Consider the following 22,544-nt stretch of genomic DNA (forward strand, 5'->3'; position numbering starts at 1 on the left):
CCGTGGGCCCCTCCCACCCCCCCCCAAGGCGACTCCCCACCGGGCACCGGGGGGGGGCGCCCCCGCGCAACACCGCGGGGGGGGGGGGGGCCCCTGGTTTTTGTCGGTTGTGGCGCCCCCCAAAAAACCGGTTTCTGGGGTCCCCCCCCCACAACACTCCGAGCCGCACCTACCCAGCCAGCCGAAGTACGTGAAACTCCCAAAAATTGCAGAACCGGGCAAAAAGTGACCCGCAGAAAGGGGCCTGAGAGGCCCGAACGCGGAGAGGGTGGTGTGATGGGGTCACGGGGGCCGCCAGAGGTCCCCAGAGGGGCTCCTGGGCGTTTTTGGTCTCTCCGGGAGAGCCTAGTGGGGCGTTCTGCGGTGTTCAGTGCTCAGGCGAGGGGATGACCGTCCTGAACTTTCCTCCTGAGGACTGCTCGGGAGGTTCTGCTGCCCGCTCGATGGTGAACTCGGCGAGCTTGTTGTCCGCGGACAACACTTTCAACTCCGACTCCACTGAACGCCACACGAGGTCCGGCGCCGCTCCCTCCGCCAGGCGCAGCCGAACCCGAAGCGTCGATGGGGCGGTCTGCTCGACCTGGAACAGATCCACTCCCGGCGTACGGTCGAACAATGTGCTGAGCGCCAGCGGGCTGATCCGGACCTCGTCGCCGGAGAGGCCGGGAAAGGTCAGGATGTCGCCCGCGCGGCCCTGCACCCGGATCGCGGGGAGCGGGCTGCCGCAACGGCAGGGGTCCGGGTTCAGCAGAACACTGTCCCCGAGGTCGTACCGCAGGAACGGCTGCACACGGTTGGCCACGTTGGTGACGAGGACGGTGTGGGAGTACTGGCCGGGCGGGGTCGGCCGGTAGTCCGCCTCGACCGGTTCCACGACGGCCCAGTCGGAGTTGACGTGGTACCAGCCCTCCGCGCAGCTGTGGCTGAGGTAGGTGCACTCGGTGGCGCCGTACACCGTGCGGACGACCGTGTGGCCGCCGAAGGCCGCGGCGATCCGGTCGGTGTCCGCCGTGGTCATCGTCTCGCCCGCGGGTTGCACCAGCACCGGGTCGATGGTCAGGCGTCCCGCTTCCCTCTCCGCGGTGAGCAGCATGACCGTGCTGGTGTAGCCGATGATGACGGCCGGCCGGTACGCGTTGAGCTGGGCGACCAGTTCGGGCAGGGGAGTGTGCACGGAGAACGCGCGGAGGATCTTGTTGCGCCAGCCCCCTTCGCGGGCGGCACGGCGGTTGCCCGCGAAACCCACGTAGTGCCCGCCGACGGCGACCAGTTGGGCGAACCGGCCGCCCCGGGCCGCGGCCCGCAGCATGCCCGAAGGGCCCAACCAGGTTGCCAGGGCCTGCGAGGTGAGCGCGGCGCCTATGTCCATGTACCGGTCGTCGAGGACGAACAGGCCGCGTCGACCGCTGGTCCCGGATGTGGTGGCCACCATGTACCGGCCCAGGAACTTGTCCCCGATGCGTTCCGGGTCGTCGACGAAGCTGCGGACCTTGTCGTACGTGACGTCCCGGTCGGTCGCCCAGTCGTCGAACCGTTCCATTAACCGCCGCTTGTCGGTGACGGGAAGTAGCGTCGGGTCGTCCACCCGTCGGGGGAGGCCGCGATAGAGATCGCGGTAGTACGGAGACTTGGTCCGGGCCCGGGCCACGGCGTCGGCCAGCCGGGCTTGCTGGCGGCGGGCGAGTCCGTCGGCACCCTGTTTGCGGGCCCGTCGGATGTCCGGGCCGAGCCACGACATGCTGCTCGGCGCGTTGTCCTGCGTCATCGTTGCGTGCTCCTTCGGGAGGGGGAGGGGGAAGCGGCGGGGAAGCCGACCTGCCGGAGGACGGCGAGGAAGTAGGCCTCGATGTCCTTGGGCTCGGTGGTGTCGGGGTACGCGGCCAGATGCTGAAGTGCCGCACCACTGAGGATTAGTTGGAGGGTTTCCGGGTCGGTGTGCGGCGGGAGTTGGCCTGTGGTCCGGGCCTGTTCCAGGGTGCTGCGGACAGCGCGGCCGCGGTGGCTCCCGTGTGCTGTGTCGTAGGCGCGCAGCAGTTCGGGGAGGTCGTCCACCGTGCCGTACAGGCGGCGGATGAGACGGCGGGAGCGGGGCACGCTGAGTTGGCCGGCCCAGTCCCTGATCATGGCGGGGACGTCCGGCCAGCTCAGTGCTTCGGGTTGGGTGTTCTGGTACTCCCACTCGATGGCGCGCACCAGCAGGTCGGTGAGGTTCGGGAACCGGCGGTACACGGTCGCGCGCGTGACTCCGGCGCGGCGTGCGATCTGCTCGATGCTGGTGGCACCCATGCCCCGCTCGATCAGCAGATCCAGCGCCGCGCCGAGGATCGCCTCGTCCGCCTCACGGCTGCGAGGGCGCCCGGGGGGACGGGGAGGGGAGGCTTCAGGATCGATCGTCATGCAAAAACGATACGGTACTGCACCGTATTTAATCCAGCTCATCCAGCTCTCGTGGAGGAGGCCGGCGCTAGTCTGATCCGCATGGGTGACGAGAGCGGTGGGTCCGGTGGGGGCAGTGGGTTCGGCCTGATCGACGGCGTCGAGATCGTCGCCTTTGCGGACGGGTGGGCCTTCGAGAGCTGGCTGGACGTCAATTACGCACGCCAAGAAGGAATTTGGGTCAAGGTCGCGAAGAAGAAGTCCGGCATCCCTTCCGTGACCGACGGCCAACTCGTCGACATCGGGCTGTGCTTCGGCTGGATCTCCGGGCAGCGTCGCTCGCTCGACGGGGACCACTATCTTCAGCGGTACGTACCGCGGCGCCCCCGGAGCCTGTGGTCGCAGGTCAACGTCGACAAGGTGGCGGTGCTGCTCGCAGAGGGACGGATGCGCGAGCCGGGCATGGCCGAAGTGCGCAAGGCGCAGCAGGACGGACGCTGGACCAAGGCGTACGAATCCCAGAAGACCGCCACTGCACCGCCCGACCTGGCGGCAGCACTCGATGCCGACCCGGACGCGAGGAAGGCTTTCGACGCGCTCGACAGGACGGCCCGCTACCAACTGATCCTCCCGCTGCTCCAGGCTCTGACGCCGAAGGCCCGGGAAGCGCGCCTGGAACGTGTGCTCAGCGCGTTGAGGTCGTCGGAAGTCAGTTGATTCCCGCAGGCCGGACCTGCTCGTCAGGGAGTCGTCGGCGCCGACGCCGCCGATCGGGGAAAGAAGCGGCCGTTGACGTGCTCCGCCTTCAGAATGGGGAAGCGTCCGTTGTGCGTGAAGCCAGACGGATCGACTTGGGCGACGTCCTCGAAGACCGTGGAGGCGGCCCGCACCACACAGGGAGGCACCACGATGAGCAGGGCCAAGAAGGCGGACACGGGATCGTCCGTGCCGCACGTCGCCGACAGCCATGACCTGATCCGTGTGCACGGGGCGTGTGAGAACAACCTCAAGGACGTCAGCGTCGAGCTTCCCAAGCGTCGGCTGACGGTGTTCACCGGGGTTTCCGGGTCGGGCAAGAGCTCACTGGTGTTCGCCACGATCGCCGCCGAGTCGCAGCGGCTGATCAACGAGACGTACAGCGCGTTCGTACAGGGGTTCATGCCGACGCAGGCCCGGCCCGAGGTCGACGTACTCGACGGGCTGACCACCGCGATCATCGTCGACCAGCAGCGCATGGGAGCCGATCCCCGCTCCACGGTGGGCACCGCCACCGATGCCAACGCGATGCTGCGCATCCTGTTCAGCCGGCTCGGCAAGCCGCACATCGGCTCGCCCAGCGCCTTCGCCTTCAACGTCGCCTCCGTGCGGGCGAGCGGGGCGATCACCGTCGAGAAGGGCGCCAAGAAGACGGTGAAGGCGACCTTCAACCGCACCGGTGGCATGTGCCCCCGGTGCGAGGGGCGCGGCGCCGTCTCGGACATCGACCTCACCCAGCTCTACGACGACACGAAATCGCTGGCCGAGGGAGCGTTCACCATCCCCGGCTGGAAGTCGGACAGCTTCTGGACCGTGCGGGTGTACGCCGAGTCCGGTCTCCTCGACCCGAACAAGCCGATCCGCAAGTTCACCAAGAAGGAGATGCAGGACTTCCTGTACCACGAGCCGACCAAGGTGAAGGTCGAAGGAGTGAACCTCACCTACGAAGGGCTCATCCCCAAGATCCAGAAGTCGTTCCTGTCGAAGGACAGGGAAGCGATGCAACCGCACATCCGCGACTTCGTGGACCGGGCGGTCACCTTCACCACCTGTCCCGAGTGCGACGGCACCCGGCTCAGTGAGCTGGCCAGGTCCTCGAAGATCAAGAGGATCAGCATCGCCGACGCCTGCGCCATGGAGATCAGGGACTTGGCCGAGTGGGTCCGCGGCCTCAAGGAACCCTCCGTCGCACCGCTGTTGGCCGCCTTGCAGCACACCCTGGACTCGTTCGTGGAGATCGGGCTCGGCTACCTCGCACTCGACCGCCCCGCAGGCACTCTCTCGGGCGGCGAGGCCCAGCGCGTCAAGATGATCCGTCACCTCGGCTCCTCGCTGACCGACGTCACCTATGTCTTCGACGAGCCCACCATCGGCCTGCACCCGCACGACATCGAGCGGATGAACGACCTGCTGCTGCGGCTGCGCGACAAGGGCAACACCGTGCTCGTCGTGGAGCACAAGCCGGAGACGATCGTGATCGCCGACCACGTTGTCGACCTCGGTCCCGGCGCGGGCACGGAGGGCGGCACCGTTTGCTTCGAGGGCACCGTCGAAGGGCTGCGGAAGGGCGGAACCGTCACCGGCCGCCACTTCGACGACCGGGCCTCGCTCAAGGCGGAGGTGCGCAAGCCCACCGGGACGCTGGAGATCCGCGGTGCGTCGGCGCACAACCTGCGTGACGTCGACGTGGACATTCCGCTCGGCGTGCTCACCGTCGTCACCGGGGTGGCCGGGTCCGGCAAGAGCTCTCTGGTGCACGGGTCGATCCCGGCGGGGGAGGGGGTGGTGTCCGTCGACCAGAGCCCGATCCGCGGTTCGCGGCGGAGCAACCCGGCGACGTACACCGGACTGCTCGACCCGATCCGCAAGGCCTTCGCGAAGGTCAACGGCGTGAAGCCGGCGCTGTTCAGCGCCAACTCCGAGGGCGCCTGCCCCGAGTGCAACGGCATCGGCGTCATCTACACCGACCTGGGGATGATGGCGAGCGTCTCCACCCCCTGCGAGGAGTGCGGGGGGAAGCGGTTCCAGGCGTCGGTGCTGGAGTACAAGCTCGGGGGCCGTGACATCAGCGAGGTGCTGGCGATGTCGGTGACGCAGGCCGAGGAGTTCTTCGGCTCCGGGGAGGCGAGCACACCGGCCGCGCACCGCATCCTGAACCGGCTCGCCGACGTCGGACTCGGGTACGTCAGCCTCGGCCAGCCGCTCACCACCCTGTCCGGCGGCGAACGGCAGCGGCTCAAGTTGGCCACCCACATGTCGGAGAAGGGCGGCGTCTACGTCCTCGACGAGCCGACGGCGGGCCTGCACCTGGCCGACGTCGAGCAGTTGCTCGGCCTGCTCGACCGGCTCGTCGAATCGGGCAAGTCGGTCATCGTCGTCGAGCACCACCAAGCGGTGATGGCCCACGCCGACTGGATCATCGACCTCGGTCCGGGGGCGGGCCACGACGGCGGCCGGATCGTCTTCCAGGGCACGCCCGCCGAGCTCGTCGCAGCCCGGTCCACACTGACGGGTGAGCATCTGGCCGCGTACGTCGGTGGCTGACCGGGTTCCTACGGCTGCCGGATGTCAGTGGGGGATGGGAGGGTGTCACCCATGACTGAGACCGATCTCAAGAAGCACCTGCACCACTACCTCACGTCCGCCCGGGAAGCTCTGCTGTGGAAGGTCGAAGGGCTCTCCGAGTACGACGTCCGGCGCCCCCTCACCCCGACCGGGACCAACCTGCTGGGTCTGCTCAAGCACCTGGCCGGTTGCGAGGTCGGGTACTTCGGCGACACCTTCGGGCGGCCGTTCACCGCTGAGGCGATGCCGTGGCTGGAGGACTTCGACGACGATCCGACTGTGGACATGTGGGCGACCGCCGACGAGTCCCGGGAGTTCGTCGTCGGCCTCTACCGGAAGGCGTGCGCTCACGCCGACGCCACGATCGAGGCGCTGGAGTGGGACTCCACCGGCCGTGTCCCGCACTGGCCGAAGGAGCGGAACGAGGTCACGCTGCACCGCATTCTGATCCACATGCTCGCGGAGACGAACCGGCACGCCGGTCATGCCGACATCGTCCGGGAAATGATCGACGGAACCGCAGGACTCCGGGAGGGCAACGAGAACCTGCCCCCGGCCGAGAGTATGTCGTGGACGAAGTACGTGGAGCAGCTGGAAGGAGTGGCACGGGAGGCGGCACAGGCGGCGGGAGAGACCCCGGGGGCATAGGGGTCAGTTCGCGGCGGCGGTGAAGGAACCCTCGCTCAGCAGCGGGACCACCGCCGAAGCGTCCAGTTCGCTCGCCACCGCGACGTCCTCAGGGAAGCCGCCCGAGGCGAGTTCCAGGCCGGAGGCGCAGGCGGCAAGAGCGGCGGGCACGTCGGCGGTCGCGGTGTACGTCGCCGCGGCCGCCGAGGCCTCCGGCGACAGGGCGGGCGGGCGGTCCGTGGCGGAGGCTTTTCGCAGGGCGGCGAGCACGGCTCCGGCGCCCAGGAGGTCTTCCAGAGCGGGGCGCAGACTGCCGTCCGGCCGGCGTTCGCCCGCCGCGACCACTCCGACGGGGCGGTCGGGTCCTCCGTACCCCTGGGAGATGAGCCAGCGGCCCACGGCGCTCGCGTTCCGCAGACAGGCGGCGACGACGGGAGCGTCGCCCGCCGCTGCGGCGACGGTCGAGCCGTTGGGGGAGGGGAGGACGAGTCTCGGCGTGTACGGGGCGCGTCGCAGGGCGGCGGGGGAGAGCGTCCAGGGGGAGGACGGCGAGGCCATGCGCCGTCCGACGGCCAGGTCCGCCTTCAGCGAGGCGGCGTAGGGGGCGGCGGTCTCGTCGCGCCAGCGGTACGGGAAGACCCGGGTGCCCGCCTCCACCGCGACGCCCACCGCGGTGGTGAAGGACAGGACGTCCACCACGACCAGGCAGTGCACCCCGCCGGCCACCAGCCGTTCGGCGCCCACCGGACCCCAGTCGAACCGTACGCCGTGTCCCGTCTGCTGAAACCATGCCTCCATGACCGGCAATCCTGTCATCCGACCATGTCTGGTTCTTCGGTCCTTCAGTCCCTCGGTCCCTGTTCCGGTCCCTGATCCACCGGGTGTTCCCGCATCGCCCTGGCGAAGGATCGAATCGACTCCGTCGCGCGCTCCCGGTGCCACACCAGGCCCAAGGCCGAATCCGGCAGGCCCTTCACCGGTACGAACGTGAGGCCCTGGTGGGCGTAGAAGTTCGCGGTGGGACGGCACAGCAGGAAGGCACCTCGGCCGGACTGGACCAGGGGCAGGGCCTCGTGGAGCGTGTTGACCCGGGGACCGGACGCGACGGGGAGGCCCTTCGGGGTGGTGGTCGGGGCCTGGGCGCGGCGCCAGTAGGCGGGGGCCGCCCCGTCGTGCACGGAGATGAGGGTGACGGCGGCGAGATCCTCCGCGTCGAGGCAGTCGCGCCGTGCGAAGGGATGGCCGGCGGGGACGGCGAGTGCGTTCGGCTGCCGGGAGAAGACGTGGCCCACCACGAGTTCGGGCTCCTGGACCGGCAGGAGCACGGCCGCCACGTCCACGTCGCCGCGGAGGATCGCGCCGAAGGGATCGGACAGGGGAATCTCGGTGAGGTCGGCGACGGCCTGGGGGTGGTCGTGCTGGAAGGACGTCAGGGCGTGCAGGAACCGGCCGTTGGCGGTGCCCTGGAAACCGACGCGCAGGGTGCCCACGCACCGTGCCGCCGAACTGGCGTCGTTCACCGCCGAGAGCAGGGCGTCGTAGGCGGGACCGGCCGTCGAGAGGAGTTGCTCGCCCAGGGGTGTCAGAGCGACGCGGCGGCTCGTGCGGTCCACGAGGCGGGCGCCGATCCGGCTCTCCAGCGAGCGGAGCAGTTGGCTGATCCGGCTCTGGGAGACGTACAGCCGCTCGGCGGTCCGGCCGAAGTGGAGCTCTTCGGCAAGCGTGAGGAAGGCTTCCAGCTCGCGTGATTCCAGTGCGGCCACGGTCGGCGTCTCCTCGGTCGATGTCGTGAGGCCCGCTCGTCCGGTGATCCATGAGCCCCGCTCATAGAAGGGTGAGAAGTCCGCCGTTGTTCCGTCCGGCCGGGGTGAGTTGGCTGGTGGGCATGAAGAGCGAACATGCGGAACACATGGAGGCGCGCGGCGCGGAGCGGGCAGCGCGGAGGGACGGGGCCGTCGGTGACGGCCGGGGTGCGGCACGCGGGTGGGCCGGAGTCGTGGCCCTTGCGGTGGGCACCTTCACGGTGGTGACGTCCGAGATGCTGCCCGTCGGCCTGCTGACCCCGATGGGGGACTCGCTGCGGGTCTCGGAGGGGCTCGCGGGCTTCACGCTCACCGTGACCGGACTGGTCGCCGCGGTCTCCTCGCCCTTGCTCACCTCTCTCCTCGGGCGCCTGGACCGGCGGCTGGTGCTCTGCGCCCTGCTGGCCGTGCTCGCGGCGGGCAACCTCGCCGCCGCCTGGGCGCCCGGATTCGGGGTGATGGTCGCGGCCCGGGTGCTGGTCGGTGTGGGCATGGGCGGGGTCTGGGCGATCGCCGCGGGGCTGGCCGTACGACTCGTACCGGCCGGATCGGTTCCCGCCGCTACCTCCCTCGTCTTCAGCGGGGTCGCCATAGCCTCCGTGCTGGGCATTCCGGCCGGGGCGTACGTGGGCGAACTGGCGGGATGGCGTGCCGCGTTCGTGGCCGCCGCCGGGCTCGCCCTCCTCGCGCTCGGGGCGCTGGCGGTGCTACTGCCGCCCCTTCCCGCCGAGCGGGCGGTCCCGCTGGGCGGGGTGCTGCGTCTGCTGGGCGACGGGCGGGTGCGGGCGGGGCTGGTGCTGGTCGCGTTCCTGGTCACGGGGCACTTCGCCGCGTACACCTACGTCCGGCCCGTGCTGGAAGAGGTCTCCGGGGCGTCGGCGGGCACGATCGGCACGCTGCTGTTGGTGTACGGGATCGCCGGTGTCGTGGGGAACTTCCTCTCCGGTGCCGGGGCGGCCCGTTCCGTCCGCGCCACGCTGCTGGTGATCAGCGGGGTGCTGGCGGTGACGCTGCTGCTCGTGGTGCTGGTGCTTCCGGCCGCAGGGGGGTCGTTGGCGGTGGCGGGAGTGCTGCTGGCCGTGTGGGGAGTGACGTACGGGGGTGTCTCGGTGAGCACGCAGACCTGGCTGTTGCAGGCCGCGCCCCGCGCCCGTGAAGGGGTGTCGTCGCTCTTCGTCGGGGTCTTCAACGGGGCGATCGCGCTGGGGGCGTTGACGGGAGGGCTGGTCGCCGACGGGGTCGGGGTGGCGGGAGTGATGTGGCTGGGCGGTGCGCTGGCGCTCGGGGCGCTCGTGACGGTGGGCGTCGCCGGGCGGGGAGACCGGTTCGCGGCCGACAACGTACCCATTGACAAATAATAAGCTGAAGCAGATCGTATGCATATGCTTACTAAAGTGGTGAGGTCGGACTGGATGCCAGGACCGGAGGACGGCGGTGGCGGTCCGGTCCTGGTGAGCGTCACGGACTTCGCGCTCAACCGGGGGCGGGATCTGTTGCCGGTCTACCGCGAAGGGCGTCGACTGGGCTCGCGTTGGAGGGAGTTGGACGGCGCGTACGGGATGTGGCTCTGGGCGCTTCCCGGTGCCCGCAGGTGCGGGGCCGTGGCTGTCTGGCGGGACGAGGCCGCGCTGCTCGGGTTCGTCGGCTGGCCGCCGCACGTCGAGATCATGCGGGCGTACCGGGACAAGGGTGCGCTGAGATCGCGCAGTTGGGTGTCCGAGGTGTCGGACCTGCCGGTGATCTGGCGGCGGGCCCGGACGGAATTGGCGACGCCGCCCGGCCACAGGCCGGGCGAGCGGTCGTCAGCGTAGGCCGAGGGCCTCGGCGGGGCAGTTGCCGACGGCCTCGCGTGCGGCCTCGGCGTCGGGGTCGGTCCGCGGCAGCCGGGGGCGCAGGATCTGGACGAAGCCGTCCTCGGCGTCCTGGTCGAACACACCGGGCGCGGTCAGCGCGCACATTCCGGAACCGATGCACCGCTCGCGGGAGGCACGCACCTTCCACTCCCCGGCGGTGGAGTCCTTCGGGGGGACCGGCATCGCACTACACCTCGTCCCAGGTCACGGGGAGGCTGTGCACGCCGAAGATGCTCTGGTCCGTACGGAGCGGGATCTCCTCCTCGGGGGCCGCCAGCCGCAGGGTCGGGAACCGGGTGAGCAGGGCGGGCAGGGCCACCTGCATCTCCACCCGGGCCAGTTGCTGGCCCAGGCACTGGTGGATGCCGTGGCCGAAGCCCAGGTGGCCGGTGGCCTTGCGGCGCAGGTCGAGGGTGTCGGGGTCGGGGAAGCGCAGGGGGTCGCGGTTGGCGGCCTCCATGGACAGCACGACGGTCTCCCCGGCCTTGATCAGCTTGCCGCTCAGCTCGACGTCCTCCAGGGCCGACTTGGCGCCCGTGTGCGCGATGGTCAGGTAGCGCATCAGCTCCTCGACCGCCTGCGGGGCCAGGGCCGGGTCGTCGCGCAGGGCGGAGAACTGGTCCGGGTGGCGCAGCAGTGCGTACGTGCCCAGGGCCAGCATGTTCGCGGTCGTTTCGAGCCCCGCGCCGAGCAGGAAGCTGCCGACGCCGGTGAGTTCCTCGTCGGTGAGGTCGGTGGAGGTCAGGTCGCCGAGCAGGTCGTCGGTGGGGTCGGCCCGCTTGGCGAGGACCAGTTTGTGCATGTAGTCCCCGAGTGCGGTCATCGCCTCGTACTGCGTCTGCTGGTCGGAGACGATCGAGGTCAGCTGCAGCGCGCACCGCTGGAAGAACTCGCGGTCGGCGGACGGGACTCCGAGCAGTTCGCAGATCATCAGGGCCGGGATCGGCTGGGCGAAGGCCGCGACCAGGTCCACCGGGCCGCCCGCCTGCTCCATCGTGTCGAGCTGCTCGGCGGTGATCTCCTCGACGCGGGCCGTCAGTTCCCGCATCCGGCGGACCGTGAACTTGCCCATGAGCAGCTTCCGGAAGCGGGTGTGCTCGGGGGCGTCCATCCCGGTCATGTCGCCCGCCGGGGCGGGAGGCAGCTCGCCGATGTCGGCGAAGGGGTAGTGCAACAGCTCGTACCGGGCGCTGAAGCGGGAGTCGGCGAAGATCGCCCGGACCGTCTCGTACCCCGTGGCCAGCCAGCCGACGTGGCCGTCGGGGAAGGTCAGCCGCACCAGCGGGTCGTGCTCGCGCAGGGCGGTCATCTCGGCGGTCGGGCCGAAGGGGCAGCCCGCGTCGCGGCCGGTGGGTATGCGGGGCACCGGCTCGGCGGGGTGCGAGGACAGGGGGCAGGTGGCTGCGGGCGCGGTCGACGTTTCGTGCTGCACGAATTCCTCCAGGGCGACAACAGATGCGGACCTCACTGGTGGCACCAGAATGGCATCAGTGTGGCGTCATCACAAGGGATTCGTGGCGCAAGGCCGTGTCGAATTGGCTCCTTCGGGCGTGCTTGGGCAGGGAGTCGCAGGTCAGGGGGTGTCGGTCGAGCCGCCCCCGGGGCGAACCCGGAAGGCGCCGGAGGGCTTGGTCGGCGGTGTCGCGGAGGTGGCGTCGTCCTTCTTCATCGCCTTCGCCTCGCTCTTGAGGATGCGGGCGGCCTTGCCCGCGTTGCGGGCGAGCTCCGGCAGCTTCTTCGCGCCGAAGACCAGGACGAGGACGATCAGGAGGATGGCGAGCTCGCTGATGCCGAACATCGGTGTCCGTTCCGTGTGGGGCTGTCCGAGGGACTGCTGGGCCGGTGGGCCGGGGCGCGGACGAAAGCCGCGCCCCGGTGGGAGCGTAAAGGCCCCGGTGGGAGGGTGAAGCCGGGCCAGGATCAGACGTTGACGCCGAAGTCCGAGGCGATTCCGGCCAGTCCGCTCGCGTAACCCTGGCCGACCGCGCGGAACTTCCACTCCGCACCGTTGCGGTACAGCTCGCCGAAGACCATCGCGGTCTCCGTCGCGGCGTCCTCGCTGAGGTCGTAGCGGGCGATCTCCGCACCGCCCGCCTGGTTCACCACGCGGATGAAGGCGCCCCGGACCTGGCCGAAGCTCTGGCCGCGGCTCTCGGCGTCGTGGATGGAGACGGGGAAGACGATGCGTGCCACCCCGGCGGGCACGGCGGCCAGGTCGACCTTGATCGACTCGTCGTCGCCCTCGCCCTCACCGGTGAGGTTGTCGCCGGTGTGCTCGACCGAACCGTCCGGGCTCTTGAGGTTGTTGAAGAAGACGAAGTGCTGGTCGGAGAGGACCTTCCCGGACTCGTCGACCAGCAGTGCGCTCGCGTCGAGGTCGTAGTCGGTGCCCGTGGTCGTCCGTACGTCCCAGCCCAGGCCCACCACGACGGCGGACAGGCCCGGGGCCTCCTTGCTCAGCGAGACGTTGCCGCCCTTGGCGAGGCTCACACCCATGTTGTTTCCCTTCCCGAGTGCCTGACGCCGTGCCGCGGGGCGTGCGTGTCCGTGCGACGCGCAGGTTGTTGCGACGCGCAGGACTGTGCGACGCGCAGGTCCGCGTGGCGTGCAGGGCAGAATTCCGAATCCGGAGCTGAATCTACAACACTGTAGAAGTTCCGTGCCCGGGTGCGCCGTACCCGCATACGATGCTCCGGCGTCCGCACGGCGAACAACCGGGCCCCGGATGGCGGGAAGACGAACCGAAGGAGATGGCGCAATGACGGACGGGACGCGGGACACGGCCCCGGACGGCCGCCCACGGGCACGCGAACGCAGGCGCGGGCAGGGCGAGTTGGAGGCCCAGGTGCTCGCCGTGCTCGGCGCGGCACCGGAACCGGTGACCGCGGCCTGGGTGCAGGAACGGCTCGGCGGTTCACTCGCGTACACCACCGTCATCACCATCCTGACCAGGCTGTACGACAAGGGCGCGGTGACCCGCAGCCGCTCCGGCCGCTCCTTCGCGTGGACGCCGGTCGCCGACGGAGCAGGGCTGGTCGCGCTGCGCATGCGCAAGCTGCTCGATCGGGAGGACGACCGCGACGCCGTTCTGTCCAGCTTCGTGTCGGCGCTCTCCCCGGACGACGAACGGCTCCTGCGGACACTGCTGTACGAGTCGGAGGCACCCGAGAACGGCCCGGACCGGGGCCCGGGGCGCTGACAACCATGGGCGTCTTCGTCTACCTGCCGCTGATCCTGCCGCTCACCGCGCTGCCCGTCGCCCGCCTCGCCGAACAACACCTCCACCCACGCACCGCCGCCCGCCTGTTGACCGCGGTCGCCGCCATCCTCGCCGTGTGCAGCACCGTCTGCCTCGGCCTCCTCGTCGTCGTCGGCACCGCCCAGCTGCCCGGCAACCCGCTGCCCGACAGCTGGTCCGACCCCGAGGTGCGTGCGGCGGTCCCGTACGACGAGATCGCGGGCAAGGCGTCCATCGGCGCACTCGCGCTCGTCCTGCTGACCTGCGCGTACACCATGTACCGGCAGTTTTGCTACCGGGCCCGCGCGCACCGCGTCCTGGCCGGGCTCGGCGCCGCGTCCGAGGTCGCCGTACTCCCGGACGACCAGCCGTACGCCTACGCGCTCCCCGGCACGGCCTCCGGCGGCACGCACGGCCGGATTCTCGTCTCCACCGGCATGCTCGCCGCCCTCACCGACACCGAACGCCACGCCCTCCTCGCCCACGAGCGCGCCCACCTCGCCGGACGCCACCACCGCCTCCTGCTCGCCGTCCGGCTGGCGGGCTGCGCCAACCCCCTCCTGCGCCCCCTGCACCGGGTCGTCGGCTACTGCACCGAGCGGTGGGCCGACGAGGAGGCCGCGCACGCGACGGGGGACCGCCGGGCGACGGCACGCGCGGTCGGCAAGGCGGCACTGGTCTCCCGCAAGAGAGGCGGCGCGGCCTTCCCCGGCCTGGCGGCCTTCGCCGAACCCGGGCCAGTGCCGCGCAGGGTCGCGGCGCTGCTCGGTCCGCTGCCGCCTGCGGGCGGCTGGCCCCCGGCACTCACCTCGGTCGGTGCCGCCGCCCTGGTCGCCGCTGCCGGAACGGCCGCCTCCACCCTGTCGGCGCTCACGGCGACCGTCGGCCTCTACGTCGTCCTGGAAGCGGCGACGTTCGGCTGACGGGCGGGTGCTCAGCGGCGGGGCTTGCCGCGCTTGGGGGAGTTGCGGCTGCTCTTCGCGGTGGCCCTGCCGCCGCCGGGCTTCGGCTTGGCGGAGCCCTTGGCACCGGACTTGGCTCCGGACGCGCGGGGGGTCTGCTTCGGCTTGTCGGCGCGCTTCTTGCCGTTCTTGGCGTCGGAGTCGTTCTTGGGGAGGGCCGGTCCCCGGGTGCTGTTGACCGTTCGGCCTCGTACGATCCCGATGAAGTGCTCGACCAGCTCGGTCGGCTCACCCGAATCCGTGTGGGGCCAGGACAGGGCGACCCGGGACTCCGGGGTGCCCGTGATCGTCCGGTACGTCAGGTCCTTGCGGTGGTGCAGGCGGGCCAGGGACTGCGGCACGATCAGGACGCCGACGCCCGCCGCCACCAGCTCGATCGCGTCGGCGGTGGTGGCCGGACGCTCCTTGGCGGGCACGCCCGGGGGCTGCTCCCAGTCCAGGGTGTCGTCGAGGGGGTGCAGCACCAGCTCGTCGGCGAGATCGTCCGCGGTGATCTCCTCGACGGCCGCGATGACGTGGTCCTTGGGGATCACGACGACCGTCGTCTCCGTGTACAGGGGGATCGCGGCCAGGTCCGTACGGTCGACGGGCAGCCGTACGAAACCGGCGTCGGCGCCGCCCTCGCGCAGGACGTCGAACACCTCGGCCGGGGTCGCCGCGACCAGGGTCAGCGGGACGTCGGTCAGCCGCTCGTTCCAGATCCGCACCCACTTGGTGGGGGTCACGCCCGGGACGTACGCGAGCCGGAACGAGGGGGAGGTGGGGGAGGGTGCTTCCGAGCCTGTCACGCGGGTCAGGTTACCGGCAGGGGGAGGAGGGCACCGCCGGGAGGCACGGGGTCGGTGGGGGTGCGGGGGCGTGTGGTCGGCGGTGGGGCACATGCTCGATACCCTTGACACCATGACGTCGCACCAGAACACCCAGACCATGAAGCCCGCCACGGCGGCGAAGAAGCTGGGTGTGTACCTCGAAGCCACCCCCGCAGAGTTCCAGGAGGGCGTGGTTTCGCGTGCCGAGCTGACCGCGCTCCAGGCCGAGCCGCCCCAGTGGCTCCAGGACCTGCGCGCCAACGGCCCGCACCCCCGTCCCGTCGTCGCCAACAAGCTCGGCGTCTCCATCTCGGGCCTCGCCCGCGGCGGTGTCACCGAGGCGCTCACCACCGAGCAGATCGACGCGCTGAAGGACGAGAACCCGGAGTGGCTCCAGAAGGAGCGCGCCACGCAGAACGAGGTCCGCAAGGAGACCGTGCGGATCAAGGAGAAGAACGCCGAGAAGTCGAAGTAGCAGACAGCCCAAGGCGCGGGTCCCACGAGCACCGCAGCGACGGCGGACAGCGGCGGACAGCCGTCAGAGGCGGACGATCACCAGGGCGATGTCGTCCGTTCCGCCCCGGCTCAGCCCCAGATCGGCCAGTACGGAGTCCGCGAGGCGGTCCGGGGCGAGGCCCGTGTGCCGGGCCAGGGAGCCGGTGAGGCGGGCGAGGCCAACGTCGATGTCCTCGTCGCGGCGCTCCACCAGACCGTCGGTGTAGAGGACCAGGGTGTCCCCGGGAACGTACGGGACACAGGCCTGGAGCTGCGGCGCGTGGACCACCCGGGCGTCGAGCGGCGGATCGGTGGCCGCGTCCAGCAGCGAGGCGGTGCCGTCCGGGTGCAGGAGCACGGGCGGCGGGTGGCCCGCGCTGCTGTAGGTCAGCGTGTGGGCCGCACGGTCGACGACCGTCAGGGCGGCGGAGGTGGCCAGTGCGCCGTCCACCGTACGGGAGTGCTCGGCCAGCACCTCCAGCGCCCGGGCCGGTCCGTCGGCGGCGCGCACGGCCGCGCTCAGCGCACTGCGCAACTGCCCCATGACCCCGGCCGCCGCAAGTCCGTGCCCGACGACGTCGCCGACCGCGACGGCCAGCCGGTCGCCGGTCAGGGCCACGACGTCGTACCAGTCGCCGCACACGTTGAGCGAGCGCACGGCCGGCAGGTAGCGCACCGCGAGGTCGTCGCGGCCGACCGGTGCCACCGGCAGCATGGACTGCTGGAGGGTGAGGGCGACCTCCCGCTCACGGGCGTGCGCCAGGCGCAGTTCTTCGTTCAGGCGCTGGAGTTCGCGGGCCCGGCCGAAGAGCTCGGCCTGGGTGTCCCGGGACTCCGCGGACGTGGCCCCGGCCGCGTCGGCGCGGGCGCGGACGAACTCGGTGACGTCCTCGACCCGGTGGATGATCAGCGAGAGCGAACCGTCCTCGCCCGGCACCGGGGCGTTGATCGGGCTCCACCAGCGCTCCTCGAACACGTCGGGGGCACGCCGAGGACGACCGTCCGGCGAGGTCCCGGGGATGTCCGTGGTGGCCGGGACGCCGGCGGTCACCGGGATGTCGTACTTCTGGAGCGCCATGCTGTCCCGCACCCCGTGTGCCAGCACCCGCTGGAGGGAGGCGTTGAGGTTGCGCACCCCGTCCGCGTCGGGATCGTCGGGGTTGTCGGGGAACGCCTCGAATATGTGCAGCCCCATCAGGTCCTGACGGGTGCGCCCGGTGGCCGACTGGTAGGCCTCGTTGACGTCCACGATGACCAGCTTCGTGTCCAGTACGAGGTACGGGCTGGGGGTGGCGGCGAACAGGGCCCGGTAGTCGATCCACGCGGGACCGTCGTCCCCCTCGTACCCGTTGACGGCCTCCGGCCCGACGATGTGTTCCGGCCCTGGTTCCCCGGCACCGTCCGCCCGTGGTTGCGTGAGGTGGTTCGTCCCTGGTTCCACGGCATCGAGCCTTCGTGCGCGGTTCACCGATTGGCTGACACACCGTACCGAGCGGTCACGACCGCATTCCGGGGTACGGACGGAACGGGGCGGGCGCATAGGAGTGCGCCACCCGAGCGCGGGTGGCGCACGGCAGGTCCGGGCGGTGGAGTGCTCACCAGGGGTGACGCGGCGCGGGGCCACTCTTGTAGGAGTCTACGAAGAGGCGGACTGAGCCTGCCGGGTTTTCATGTCTTTCACCCCTCGCTGCGGACCCCCGGTTGCCTGTGTACTCCATCACACAAGGTGAACAACGCCAGAGGGAGTCATTGTGACCGCGTACGCCGAAGAGAAGAGCATCCAGGAGCTGGAGCGCGCCTGGATGGACGAGGCGATCCGCATCGCCACCACCAGCGTGGCGAACGGCGGCGGCCCCTTCGGCGCGCTCGTCGCCAAGGGCGGCGAGATCGTCGCGCTCGGCAACAACCAGGTGACCGCGAACCTGGACCCGACCGCGCACGCCGAGGTCAGCGCCATGCGCGCCGCCTGCAAGGAGCTGGACACCTTCTCGCTGGAGGGCTGTGTGCTGGTCACCTCCTGTGAGCCGTGCCCGATGTGTCTGTCCTCCGCGCTGTGGGCGCGCGTCGACCGGATCGTGTTCGCGGCCGACCGCGACGACGCGGCCGTGGCCGGGTTCGACGACCGCAAGTTCTACGACCTGTTCGAGAAGCGGTCCAAGGAGCTGTGGCCCGCGACGATCGAGCGCCTCGACGTGGCGAACCGGAACGAGCCGTTCGAGGCGTGGCTGGCGAAGTCGGACCGTATCGACTACTGACGGCAGGGCAGGAGGGGGGTGCTGGGTGCGAGCAGCACCCAGCACCCCCTCTTCTCGCTACTTGCAGAACGCCGCGTCCAGCACCTTCAGCGCGTTGTCCGGTCCGTCCTTCGTCGGCGCCATGTTGGCCGTGAGGGCGAGGGACGCCGCCCGGCCGTCGTCGGTGACGCCGTTGCGGGTGGTGTGGCCCGGGATGTCGCCGCCGTGGCCCCAGATCGCGCCGCCGCAGCTCAGCGGCGTACTCATCAGCCCGAGTCCGTAGCGGGCGCCCTTGCCGCCCCACTCCTCGGGCACCGGGACCGTCGTGCGCATCTGCTTCAACTGCGCGGGCTTGAGGAGCTTTCCGTCGAGCAGGGCCATGAAGAAGCGGTTCAGGTCGCTGGGCGTGGAGACGATCTGCCCCGCCGCCCAGCCCCACGAGGGGTCCAGCTCGGTGAAGTCCACCAGCGGCGCCCCGGGCTTCTCCGCGTGGTACGCCTTCGGGTGCTTGCCGCGGATGCGCTCCTCGCCCACTGCCGGGAAGTACGTGTCGCGCAGCCCCAGGCGGTCGATGACGCGGTGCTGGATCTGTTCGGCGAGCGGGCGTTTGCCGGCCTTCTCGATCAGCAGCCCGGCCAGCACGTAGTTGGTGTTGCTGTACGCCCAGTCGGTTCCGGGCGCGAACTGGGCCTTGTGCCGCAGTGCGATGTCGAGCAGCGTGCGCGGCTGGAAGTAGGTGTGCCGGTCCTTGCCCAGGACGTCGTCGACGAGGTACTCGGTGTAGTTGGGCAGGCCGCTGGTGTGGTTGAGGAGTTGGCGGACCGTGATCTTCCGGCCGTCGATGCCGTCGCCGCGCACCAGATCCGGCAGGTAGCGCTCGATGGGGGCGTCCAGGTCGACCTTGCCCTCGCCGACGAGTTGCAGGACGACGACGGCGGTGAACGTCTTGGTGTTGCTTCCGGCTCTCACCCGGCCGTCGACGGGGGCGGGTGCGCCGGTCCTCAGATCGCCCTTGCCGAAGGCGTAGTTGCGGGTGCGCCCGTCGCTGTCGACCGTGGAGGCGAGGGCGGCCGGGTACTTGTCCTTCTGGACGAGGTCCTGCAGGCCCTGACGGAAGGCGGAGTTCCGGGTGTCCGGCGCGGAGGGGGCCGGGGTCGCGGACGCGGGCAGGGTGCCGCCCACGGCGAGTGCGGCGGCGAGGGCGGCCACGGCGGCGATTCCGCGTCGGCGGCGGGAGGTGGACGGGGTGGACGGGACGAACGGGACGGACGGGGCCGACGGGGCGGACGCGGTGCCTGCGGGGTGTCGCGGGGAACGTACGGTCCGTACGGTCATGGAGAACGCCTCCGGAGTGCTGGGGGCCGCGGGTGGCGGCGGGACCCCTTCAGCCTCTCCGTTCAAGATCTACTGGCCCATCCGGCCAGCAGGTGCTTCCCGTTGGGGGTAGCTCCCCGCTGCGCAGGGGGGTCAGGTACACCACGGCCGCCGTGGTCCTAGGTCCAGCGGTACGCGCGGCCCGCGACCTGGGCCCGAGGTGCTCGCCGACGTCACCGCATAGCGTCCGGGACATGAAGATCAACGAGCAGCCCGCACCGCCCGCCGACGCACCCCGCACCCCCGAGCAGCGCAAGAAGGACGTACTGGCCCGCCTGGAGCGGGAGTCGGACATCTGGGTCGCCACCGCCGACCAGGAGGGCGTGCCGTGTCTGGTGCCGCTGTGGTTCCGGTGGGACGGGGAGGCGCTCTGGCTGGCCACCCGTACGACCAACCCCACCGGCCGGAACCTGCACGCGAGCGGACGCACCCGGCTGGCGTTCGGGCACACCCGGGACGTGGTGCTGATCGACGGCACGGTGGAGAGCTTCGGTGCGGAGGAGGTGCCGGCCGAGGCGGCGGAGGCGTTCGTCGAGCGCTGGAACTGGGACCCGCGCCGGTCGGCCGGATCGGCCAGGCCCTACGCGTACTACCGTGTGGTGCCCCAGGCGGTGCAGGCGTGGCACGAGGAGCACGAGCTGCGGGGGAGGCATCTGATGCGGGAGGGCGTGTGGGTGGTCTGAGGCACCGGGACCGCGGCTGGTGGCCGGCGGAACTCTCGGAGCGGCTGTACGTGGTGTGTCCGGGGTGCGGGGGAAGGGCCGCGGTGGTGTCGCGGCCCGGTTCGCCGGACCGGAGGTACTGCATCGATCTGCTGTTCATGCCCCGGCGGTTGGTGTGCGCCCGGTGCGGGGCGACGGCCGACTGGGAGGCGCCGGTGGAGGGCCGGGCGCTGGTCGGGGTGACGATGGGCGGCACCGAGGACCCGTACTTCGGGCGGCCGTTGTGGCTGCAGACGCGGTGTGCGGGGCGCGTGCTGTGGGCGTACAACGAAGAGCACGTGGCGGTGCTGGCCGACTACGTCGGCGCGCGGTTGCGGGAGCGGGGCCGGTCGAGTTCCACGGGCGCGATGATTCCGCGCCTCCCGGCCTGGCTGAAGCGTGCGGAGAACCGCCCGGAGGTGCTGGCGGGCCTGGAGCGGCTGCGCGCCCTCGCGGGCCGGTCGGCTGCCGGGGAGCGGTCGGATGCGGCATACGTACAGGGAGAGCGGGCCCGGGAGCAGCGGAACGTGTACTTCCGGGGCGGTCCTTACTAGGGGACGAGGGGATGTGGGGCCAAGGCTGCGGGGTGGGCCGTCGGAGGGTGTCGGAATCTGCATGCTTGACGTCATTGCCGACATGGAGGGACGTCCGTAGCGTTGTTGACGCAGCCCACCGCACCACGGTGAGCGACAGAATCCGGCACGAACCCCACGAGGTGGTACTCCCATGGCTACGACGACCCTGCGGCAGCTCAACGGCTTCGACGAGACGCCCGCTTCGCTCGCCGACGCGACGCTGATCCTGATCGACTACCAGAACACCTACGTCGGCGGCGTGATGGAGCTCGACGGCTGGCAGGCCGCCCTCGACGCCGCCGAGTCGCTGCTGGCCCGGGCGCGGGCGGCCGGTGCGAAGGTCGTCCACGTCATCAACGACGGTGGCGAGGGCACCCCGTACGACATCCGCCAGGAGATCGGGCAGATCCACCCGAAGGTCGCCCCGGTCGACGGCGAGCCGGTCGTCGTGAAGAGCGTCCCGAACGGATTCGTCGGCACCGACCTGGACAAGCACGTCGACGCGGCGGGCAACGAGAACGTCATCATCGCCGGGTTCATGACGCACATGTGCGTCCTGTTCACCACCCAGGGCGCGTTCCTGCGCGGCAACCGTCCCACGGTCGTCGCCGACGCCTCCGCGACGCGACCGCTGCCGTCGGTGCTCGGCGAGGTGCCCACCGCCGAGGTCCACCGGGGCGCGCTCGCGACCATCAGCGACCTGTACGGGGTCGTCGTGGCGTCCGAGAAGGACCTGGTCTGACGGAGAAGATCCCGTCCTGGGTCTGCTGACCCTTCGCCGTCGGCCGGGCGAAGGGTTCGGACGGGGTCGAGGTGGCGACGTACGCGAGGCCGTCGTACGTGTCGGTCAGGACGACCGGGGTGTGGTGCAGCTGGTAGGTCCAGCGGGGGACCAGCGCGCCGAAGCTCCGGTGGGGGTGGGGGACGGCGGCCCAGGCCCGGACCGGTTCGGGGGCCGTGCGCAGGTCCAGGAAGTGGTCGGCGGGGGTCGCCGCGGCGAGCTGGGCCTCCACGGTGCCGGGGGCGGGCGGGCCGAGGGGGTGCGTGGGGACTTTCGGGTCGGGGGAGTTGCCGGTGGTACGGGAGTTGCGGGCGTTACGGGTCCGGGCGCGCCGTCCCTGCCAGGGCCCCGGCAGGGTCCGGCGGGCGCGGAAGGCGCCGCTGCCGAAGAGGAGCGCCAGGGCGTAGTAGGCGTCGCCGTGCCGGTCGCGGAGGTGGCTACCCAGGGGACGGACCGCGGCGCCGTAACGGGTGGTGCCGATGTGTCCGTTGTGGGCCCAGAGGGCGATCTTCGCGGCCGGGGCGTCGGACAGTTCGGCCTCCAGGGCGTCGGCCATGTACCGGTCGCGGGCGGCGAAGAGGGTCTGCTCGGGGTCGGTGTGCTGCCGGGGGCGGGTGACCAGGTCGGCGGCGCGGACCAGGCGGGCGGCGTGGCGGACGGGGTGGTGGTCGGCGTCGCTGTCGGTGTCGTACGGGCGGACGAGGTCGGCGAGTTCCTCGGCCTGCCGCATCAGGCGTTGCGCGGGGTCGGGGCGCGAGCCGGGCTGTGCCCCGTCGAGGACCCGGAGGTCCGTGAGGAGCGCGGCGGCCCGGGAAGGGTCCGGCAGGCGGGGCAGCAAGGCCCCGAGCGCGGTGAGGGAGGGGCCGCACTGCTGCGGGTCGATGCCGAGGAAGCGGACCTGCTCGGACGCGGGACGCCCGGAGTTGTACGTACGCATCCACGTGACCATCGACAGGACTTCGCGCGTCCGCCAGGTCCAGAAGCCGAGCCCGGCGACGGCTTCCGCCGCGCTTCCGACGCCGTGCCGGACGTACGCGTCGACGGCCGGGGCGGCGGACTCACTGGCCTCCATCGCGAGGGCGGTGTACCCCAATTCCGCTACCAGGAAGGCGAGGAGACGGTGCTTCAGCTGGAAGAACTCCCGTGTGCCGTGCGTGGCCTCGCCGAGGCCGACGATCCGTACGCCGTCGAGGACCCGGCGCAGCGGCTGGAGATCGGCGGTGGGCGCGTCGGCGGTCAGGGATCGCAGGGGGACGGCCGCTCGGGCCAGCGAGCGCGTCGGTTGGGGTAAGGGGGCGTCCGAGGAAGGCGTGCGCATGTCAGGGGACGGTAGTCGTTCGGGTGGCGGCGCGGGGATCTTGGCGCGAACGCGGGGCGGGATGTCCTAGCGTCGCCC

The 22,544-nt window shown here is 71.0% G+C and carries 25 protein-coding genes; 12 read left to right on the forward strand and 13 right to left on the reverse strand.

Features of this window, described 5'->3' with window-relative positions:
• Positions 1-367 precede the first annotated feature (367 nt).
• Positions 368-1,765, reverse strand: coding sequence for a phenylacetate--CoA ligase family protein (locus ACIO3O_RS02920; RefSeq protein WP_401741121.1), 1,398 nt, complete (start codon positions 1,763-1,765; stop codon positions 368-370).
• A complete protein-coding gene (locus ACIO3O_RS02925; RefSeq protein ID WP_401741123.1) occupies positions 1,762-2,397 on the reverse strand; it encodes a TetR/AcrR family transcriptional regulator in 636 nt (211 codons plus the stop codon). Before ACIO3O_RS02925 ends, ACIO3O_RS02920 begins: the two co-directional genes overlap by 4 nt.
• 81 nt (positions 2,398-2,478) lie before the next feature.
• On the opposite strand from ACIO3O_RS02925, the gene ACIO3O_RS02930 reads away from it, so the two are divergent.
• On the forward strand, positions 2,479-3,093 hold the full coding sequence (locus tag ACIO3O_RS02930; protein ID WP_401741126.1) for a YdeI family protein: 615 nt from the start codon (positions 2,479-2,481) through the stop codon (positions 3,091-3,093).
• Positions 3,094-3,116: 23 nt separating this feature from the next.
• Here the strand turns inward: ACIO3O_RS02930 and ACIO3O_RS02935 are convergent, their stop codons facing one another.
• The gene (locus ACIO3O_RS02935; RefSeq protein WP_401741129.1) at positions 3,117-3,311 is read right to left on the reverse strand and encodes a hypothetical protein; all 195 of its coding nucleotides are present in this window, start codon (positions 3,309-3,311) and stop codon (positions 3,117-3,119) included.
• Here ACIO3O_RS02935 and ACIO3O_RS02940 point away from each other — a divergent pair.
• Positions 3,286-5,676, forward strand: coding sequence for an ATP-binding cassette domain-containing protein (locus ACIO3O_RS02940; protein ID WP_401741132.1), 2,391 nt, complete (start codon positions 3,286-3,288; stop codon positions 5,674-5,676). The genes ACIO3O_RS02935 and ACIO3O_RS02940 overlap by 26 nt on opposite strands.
• 51 nt (positions 5,677-5,727) lie before the next feature.
• Positions 5,728-6,345 carry a DinB family protein gene (locus ACIO3O_RS02945; protein WP_401741135.1) on the forward strand — a complete coding sequence of 206 codons (618 nt, stop codon included), beginning with the start codon at positions 5,728-5,730 and terminating at the stop codon, positions 6,343-6,345.
• A 3-nt stretch (positions 6,346-6,348) separates the two neighbouring features.
• On the opposite strand, the gene ACIO3O_RS02950 is transcribed toward ACIO3O_RS02945, so the two are convergent.
• Positions 6,349-7,122, reverse strand: coding sequence for a 2-phosphosulfolactate phosphatase (locus ACIO3O_RS02950; protein ID WP_401741136.1), 774 nt, complete (start codon positions 7,120-7,122; stop codon positions 6,349-6,351).
• Between the two features lie 44 nt (positions 7,123-7,166).
• Positions 7,167-8,087, reverse strand: a complete 921-nt coding sequence (locus ACIO3O_RS02955; protein WP_401741138.1) for a LysR family transcriptional regulator — start codon at positions 8,085-8,087, stop codon at positions 7,167-7,169.
• A 122-nt stretch (positions 8,088-8,209) separates the two neighbouring features.
• On the opposite strand from ACIO3O_RS02955, the gene ACIO3O_RS02960 reads away from it, so the two are divergent.
• Positions 8,210-9,484 carry an MFS transporter gene (locus ACIO3O_RS02960; protein ID WP_401741140.1) on the forward strand — a complete coding sequence of 425 codons (1,275 nt, stop codon included), beginning with the start codon at positions 8,210-8,212 and terminating at the stop codon, positions 9,482-9,484.
• 36 nt (positions 9,485-9,520) lie between these two features.
• On the forward strand, positions 9,521-9,937 hold the full coding sequence (locus tag ACIO3O_RS02965) for a hypothetical protein (protein ID WP_401741142.1): 417 nt from the start codon (positions 9,521-9,523) through the stop codon (positions 9,935-9,937).
• Here the strand turns inward: ACIO3O_RS02965 and ACIO3O_RS02970 are convergent.
• The 4 genes from ACIO3O_RS02970 to ACIO3O_RS02985 form a co-directional block, all read right to left on the reverse strand.
• Positions 9,929-10,162 carry a ferredoxin gene (locus tag ACIO3O_RS02970; protein ID WP_401741145.1) on the reverse strand — a complete coding sequence of 78 codons (234 nt, stop codon included), beginning with the start codon at positions 10,160-10,162 and terminating at the stop codon, positions 9,929-9,931. The genes ACIO3O_RS02965 and ACIO3O_RS02970 overlap by 9 nt on opposite strands.
• Before the next feature lie 4 nt (positions 10,163-10,166).
• Entirely contained in the window at positions 10,167-11,411 is a 1,245-nt protein-coding gene (locus tag ACIO3O_RS02975) for a cytochrome P450 (protein ID WP_401741146.1), read from the reverse strand.
• 141 nt (positions 11,412-11,552) lie between these two features.
• Positions 11,553-11,777, reverse strand: coding sequence for a twin-arginine translocase TatA/TatE family subunit (tatA, locus tag ACIO3O_RS02980; RefSeq protein WP_401741147.1), 225 nt, complete (start codon positions 11,775-11,777; stop codon positions 11,553-11,555).
• 122 nt (positions 11,778-11,899) lie between these two features.
• Positions 11,900-12,475 carry a TerD family protein gene (locus ACIO3O_RS02985; protein WP_401741149.1) on the reverse strand — a complete coding sequence of 192 codons (576 nt, stop codon included), beginning with the start codon at positions 12,473-12,475 and terminating at the stop codon, positions 11,900-11,902.
• Between the two features lie 262 nt (positions 12,476-12,737).
• On the opposite strand from ACIO3O_RS02985, the gene ACIO3O_RS02990 reads away from it, so the two are divergent.
• Positions 12,738-13,178, forward strand: coding sequence for a BlaI/MecI/CopY family transcriptional regulator (locus ACIO3O_RS02990; protein WP_401741151.1), 441 nt, complete (start codon positions 12,738-12,740; stop codon positions 13,176-13,178).
• 5 nt (positions 13,179-13,183) lie between these two features.
• Complete coding sequence (locus ACIO3O_RS02995) at positions 13,184-14,140, forward strand: M56 family metallopeptidase (RefSeq protein WP_401741154.1); 957 nt, start codon at positions 13,184-13,186, stop codon at positions 14,138-14,140.
• Positions 14,141-14,151: 11 nt separating this feature from the next.
• Here ACIO3O_RS02995 and ACIO3O_RS03000 read toward each other — a convergent pair whose 3' ends face one another.
• Complete coding sequence (locus ACIO3O_RS03000; RefSeq protein ID WP_401741155.1) at positions 14,152-14,967, reverse strand: LysR family substrate-binding domain-containing protein; 816 nt, start codon at positions 14,965-14,967, stop codon at positions 14,152-14,154.
• Positions 14,968-15,058: 91 nt separating this feature from the next.
• Between ACIO3O_RS03000 and ACIO3O_RS03005 the strand changes: the two genes are divergently transcribed.
• Positions 15,059-15,463 carry a DUF5997 family protein gene (locus tag ACIO3O_RS03005; RefSeq protein ID WP_401741157.1) on the forward strand — a complete coding sequence of 135 codons (405 nt, stop codon included), beginning with the start codon at positions 15,059-15,061 and terminating at the stop codon, positions 15,461-15,463.
• Between the two features lie 63 nt (positions 15,464-15,526).
• Here the strand turns inward: ACIO3O_RS03005 and ACIO3O_RS03010 are convergent, their stop codons facing one another.
• A complete protein-coding gene (locus ACIO3O_RS03010; protein ID WP_401741864.1) occupies positions 15,527-16,801 on the reverse strand; it encodes a PP2C family protein-serine/threonine phosphatase in 1,275 nt (424 codons plus the stop codon).
• A gap of 484 nt (positions 16,802-17,285) precedes the next feature.
• Here ACIO3O_RS03010 and ACIO3O_RS03015 point away from each other — a divergent pair, with 484 nt between their 5' ends.
• Positions 17,286-17,738, forward strand: a complete 453-nt coding sequence (locus tag ACIO3O_RS03015; RefSeq protein WP_401741867.1) for a nucleoside deaminase — start codon at positions 17,286-17,288, stop codon at positions 17,736-17,738.
• Between the two features lie 57 nt (positions 17,739-17,795).
• On the opposite strand, the gene ACIO3O_RS03020 is transcribed toward ACIO3O_RS03015, so the two are convergent.
• Positions 17,796-19,052 carry a serine hydrolase domain-containing protein gene (locus ACIO3O_RS03020; RefSeq protein ID WP_401741159.1) on the reverse strand — a complete coding sequence of 419 codons (1,257 nt, stop codon included), beginning with the start codon at positions 19,050-19,052 and terminating at the stop codon, positions 17,796-17,798.
• Positions 19,053-19,285: 233 nt separating this feature from the next.
• On the opposite strand from ACIO3O_RS03020, the gene ACIO3O_RS03025 reads away from it, so the two are divergent.
• From ACIO3O_RS03025 to ACIO3O_RS03035, 3 genes are all read left to right on the forward strand, one after another.
• Positions 19,286-19,774, forward strand: a complete 489-nt coding sequence (locus tag ACIO3O_RS03025) for a pyridoxamine 5'-phosphate oxidase family protein (RefSeq protein WP_401741161.1) — start codon at positions 19,286-19,288, stop codon at positions 19,772-19,774.
• 83 nt (positions 19,775-19,857) lie between these two features.
• On the forward strand, positions 19,858-20,346 hold the full coding sequence (locus tag ACIO3O_RS03030) for a hypothetical protein (protein ID WP_401741163.1): 489 nt from the start codon (positions 19,858-19,860) through the stop codon (positions 20,344-20,346).
• A 172-nt stretch (positions 20,347-20,518) separates the two neighbouring features.
• Positions 20,519-21,109, forward strand: coding sequence for an isochorismatase family protein (locus ACIO3O_RS03035; RefSeq protein WP_401741165.1), 591 nt, complete (start codon positions 20,519-20,521; stop codon positions 21,107-21,109).
• Here ACIO3O_RS03035 and ACIO3O_RS03040 read toward each other — a convergent pair.
• Positions 21,060-22,466 (reverse strand): erythromycin esterase family protein, encoded by a 1,407-nt coding sequence (locus tag ACIO3O_RS03040; protein WP_401741167.1) that lies wholly within the window; start codon positions 22,464-22,466, stop codon positions 21,060-21,062. The genes ACIO3O_RS03035 and ACIO3O_RS03040 overlap by 50 nt on opposite strands.
• Positions 22,467-22,544: the final 78 nt, after the last annotated feature.

This window comes from Streptomyces sp. NPDC087440 (genome assembly GCF_044744005.1).
Classification (GTDB): Bacteria; Actinomycetota; Actinomycetes; order Streptomycetales; family Streptomycetaceae; genus Streptomyces.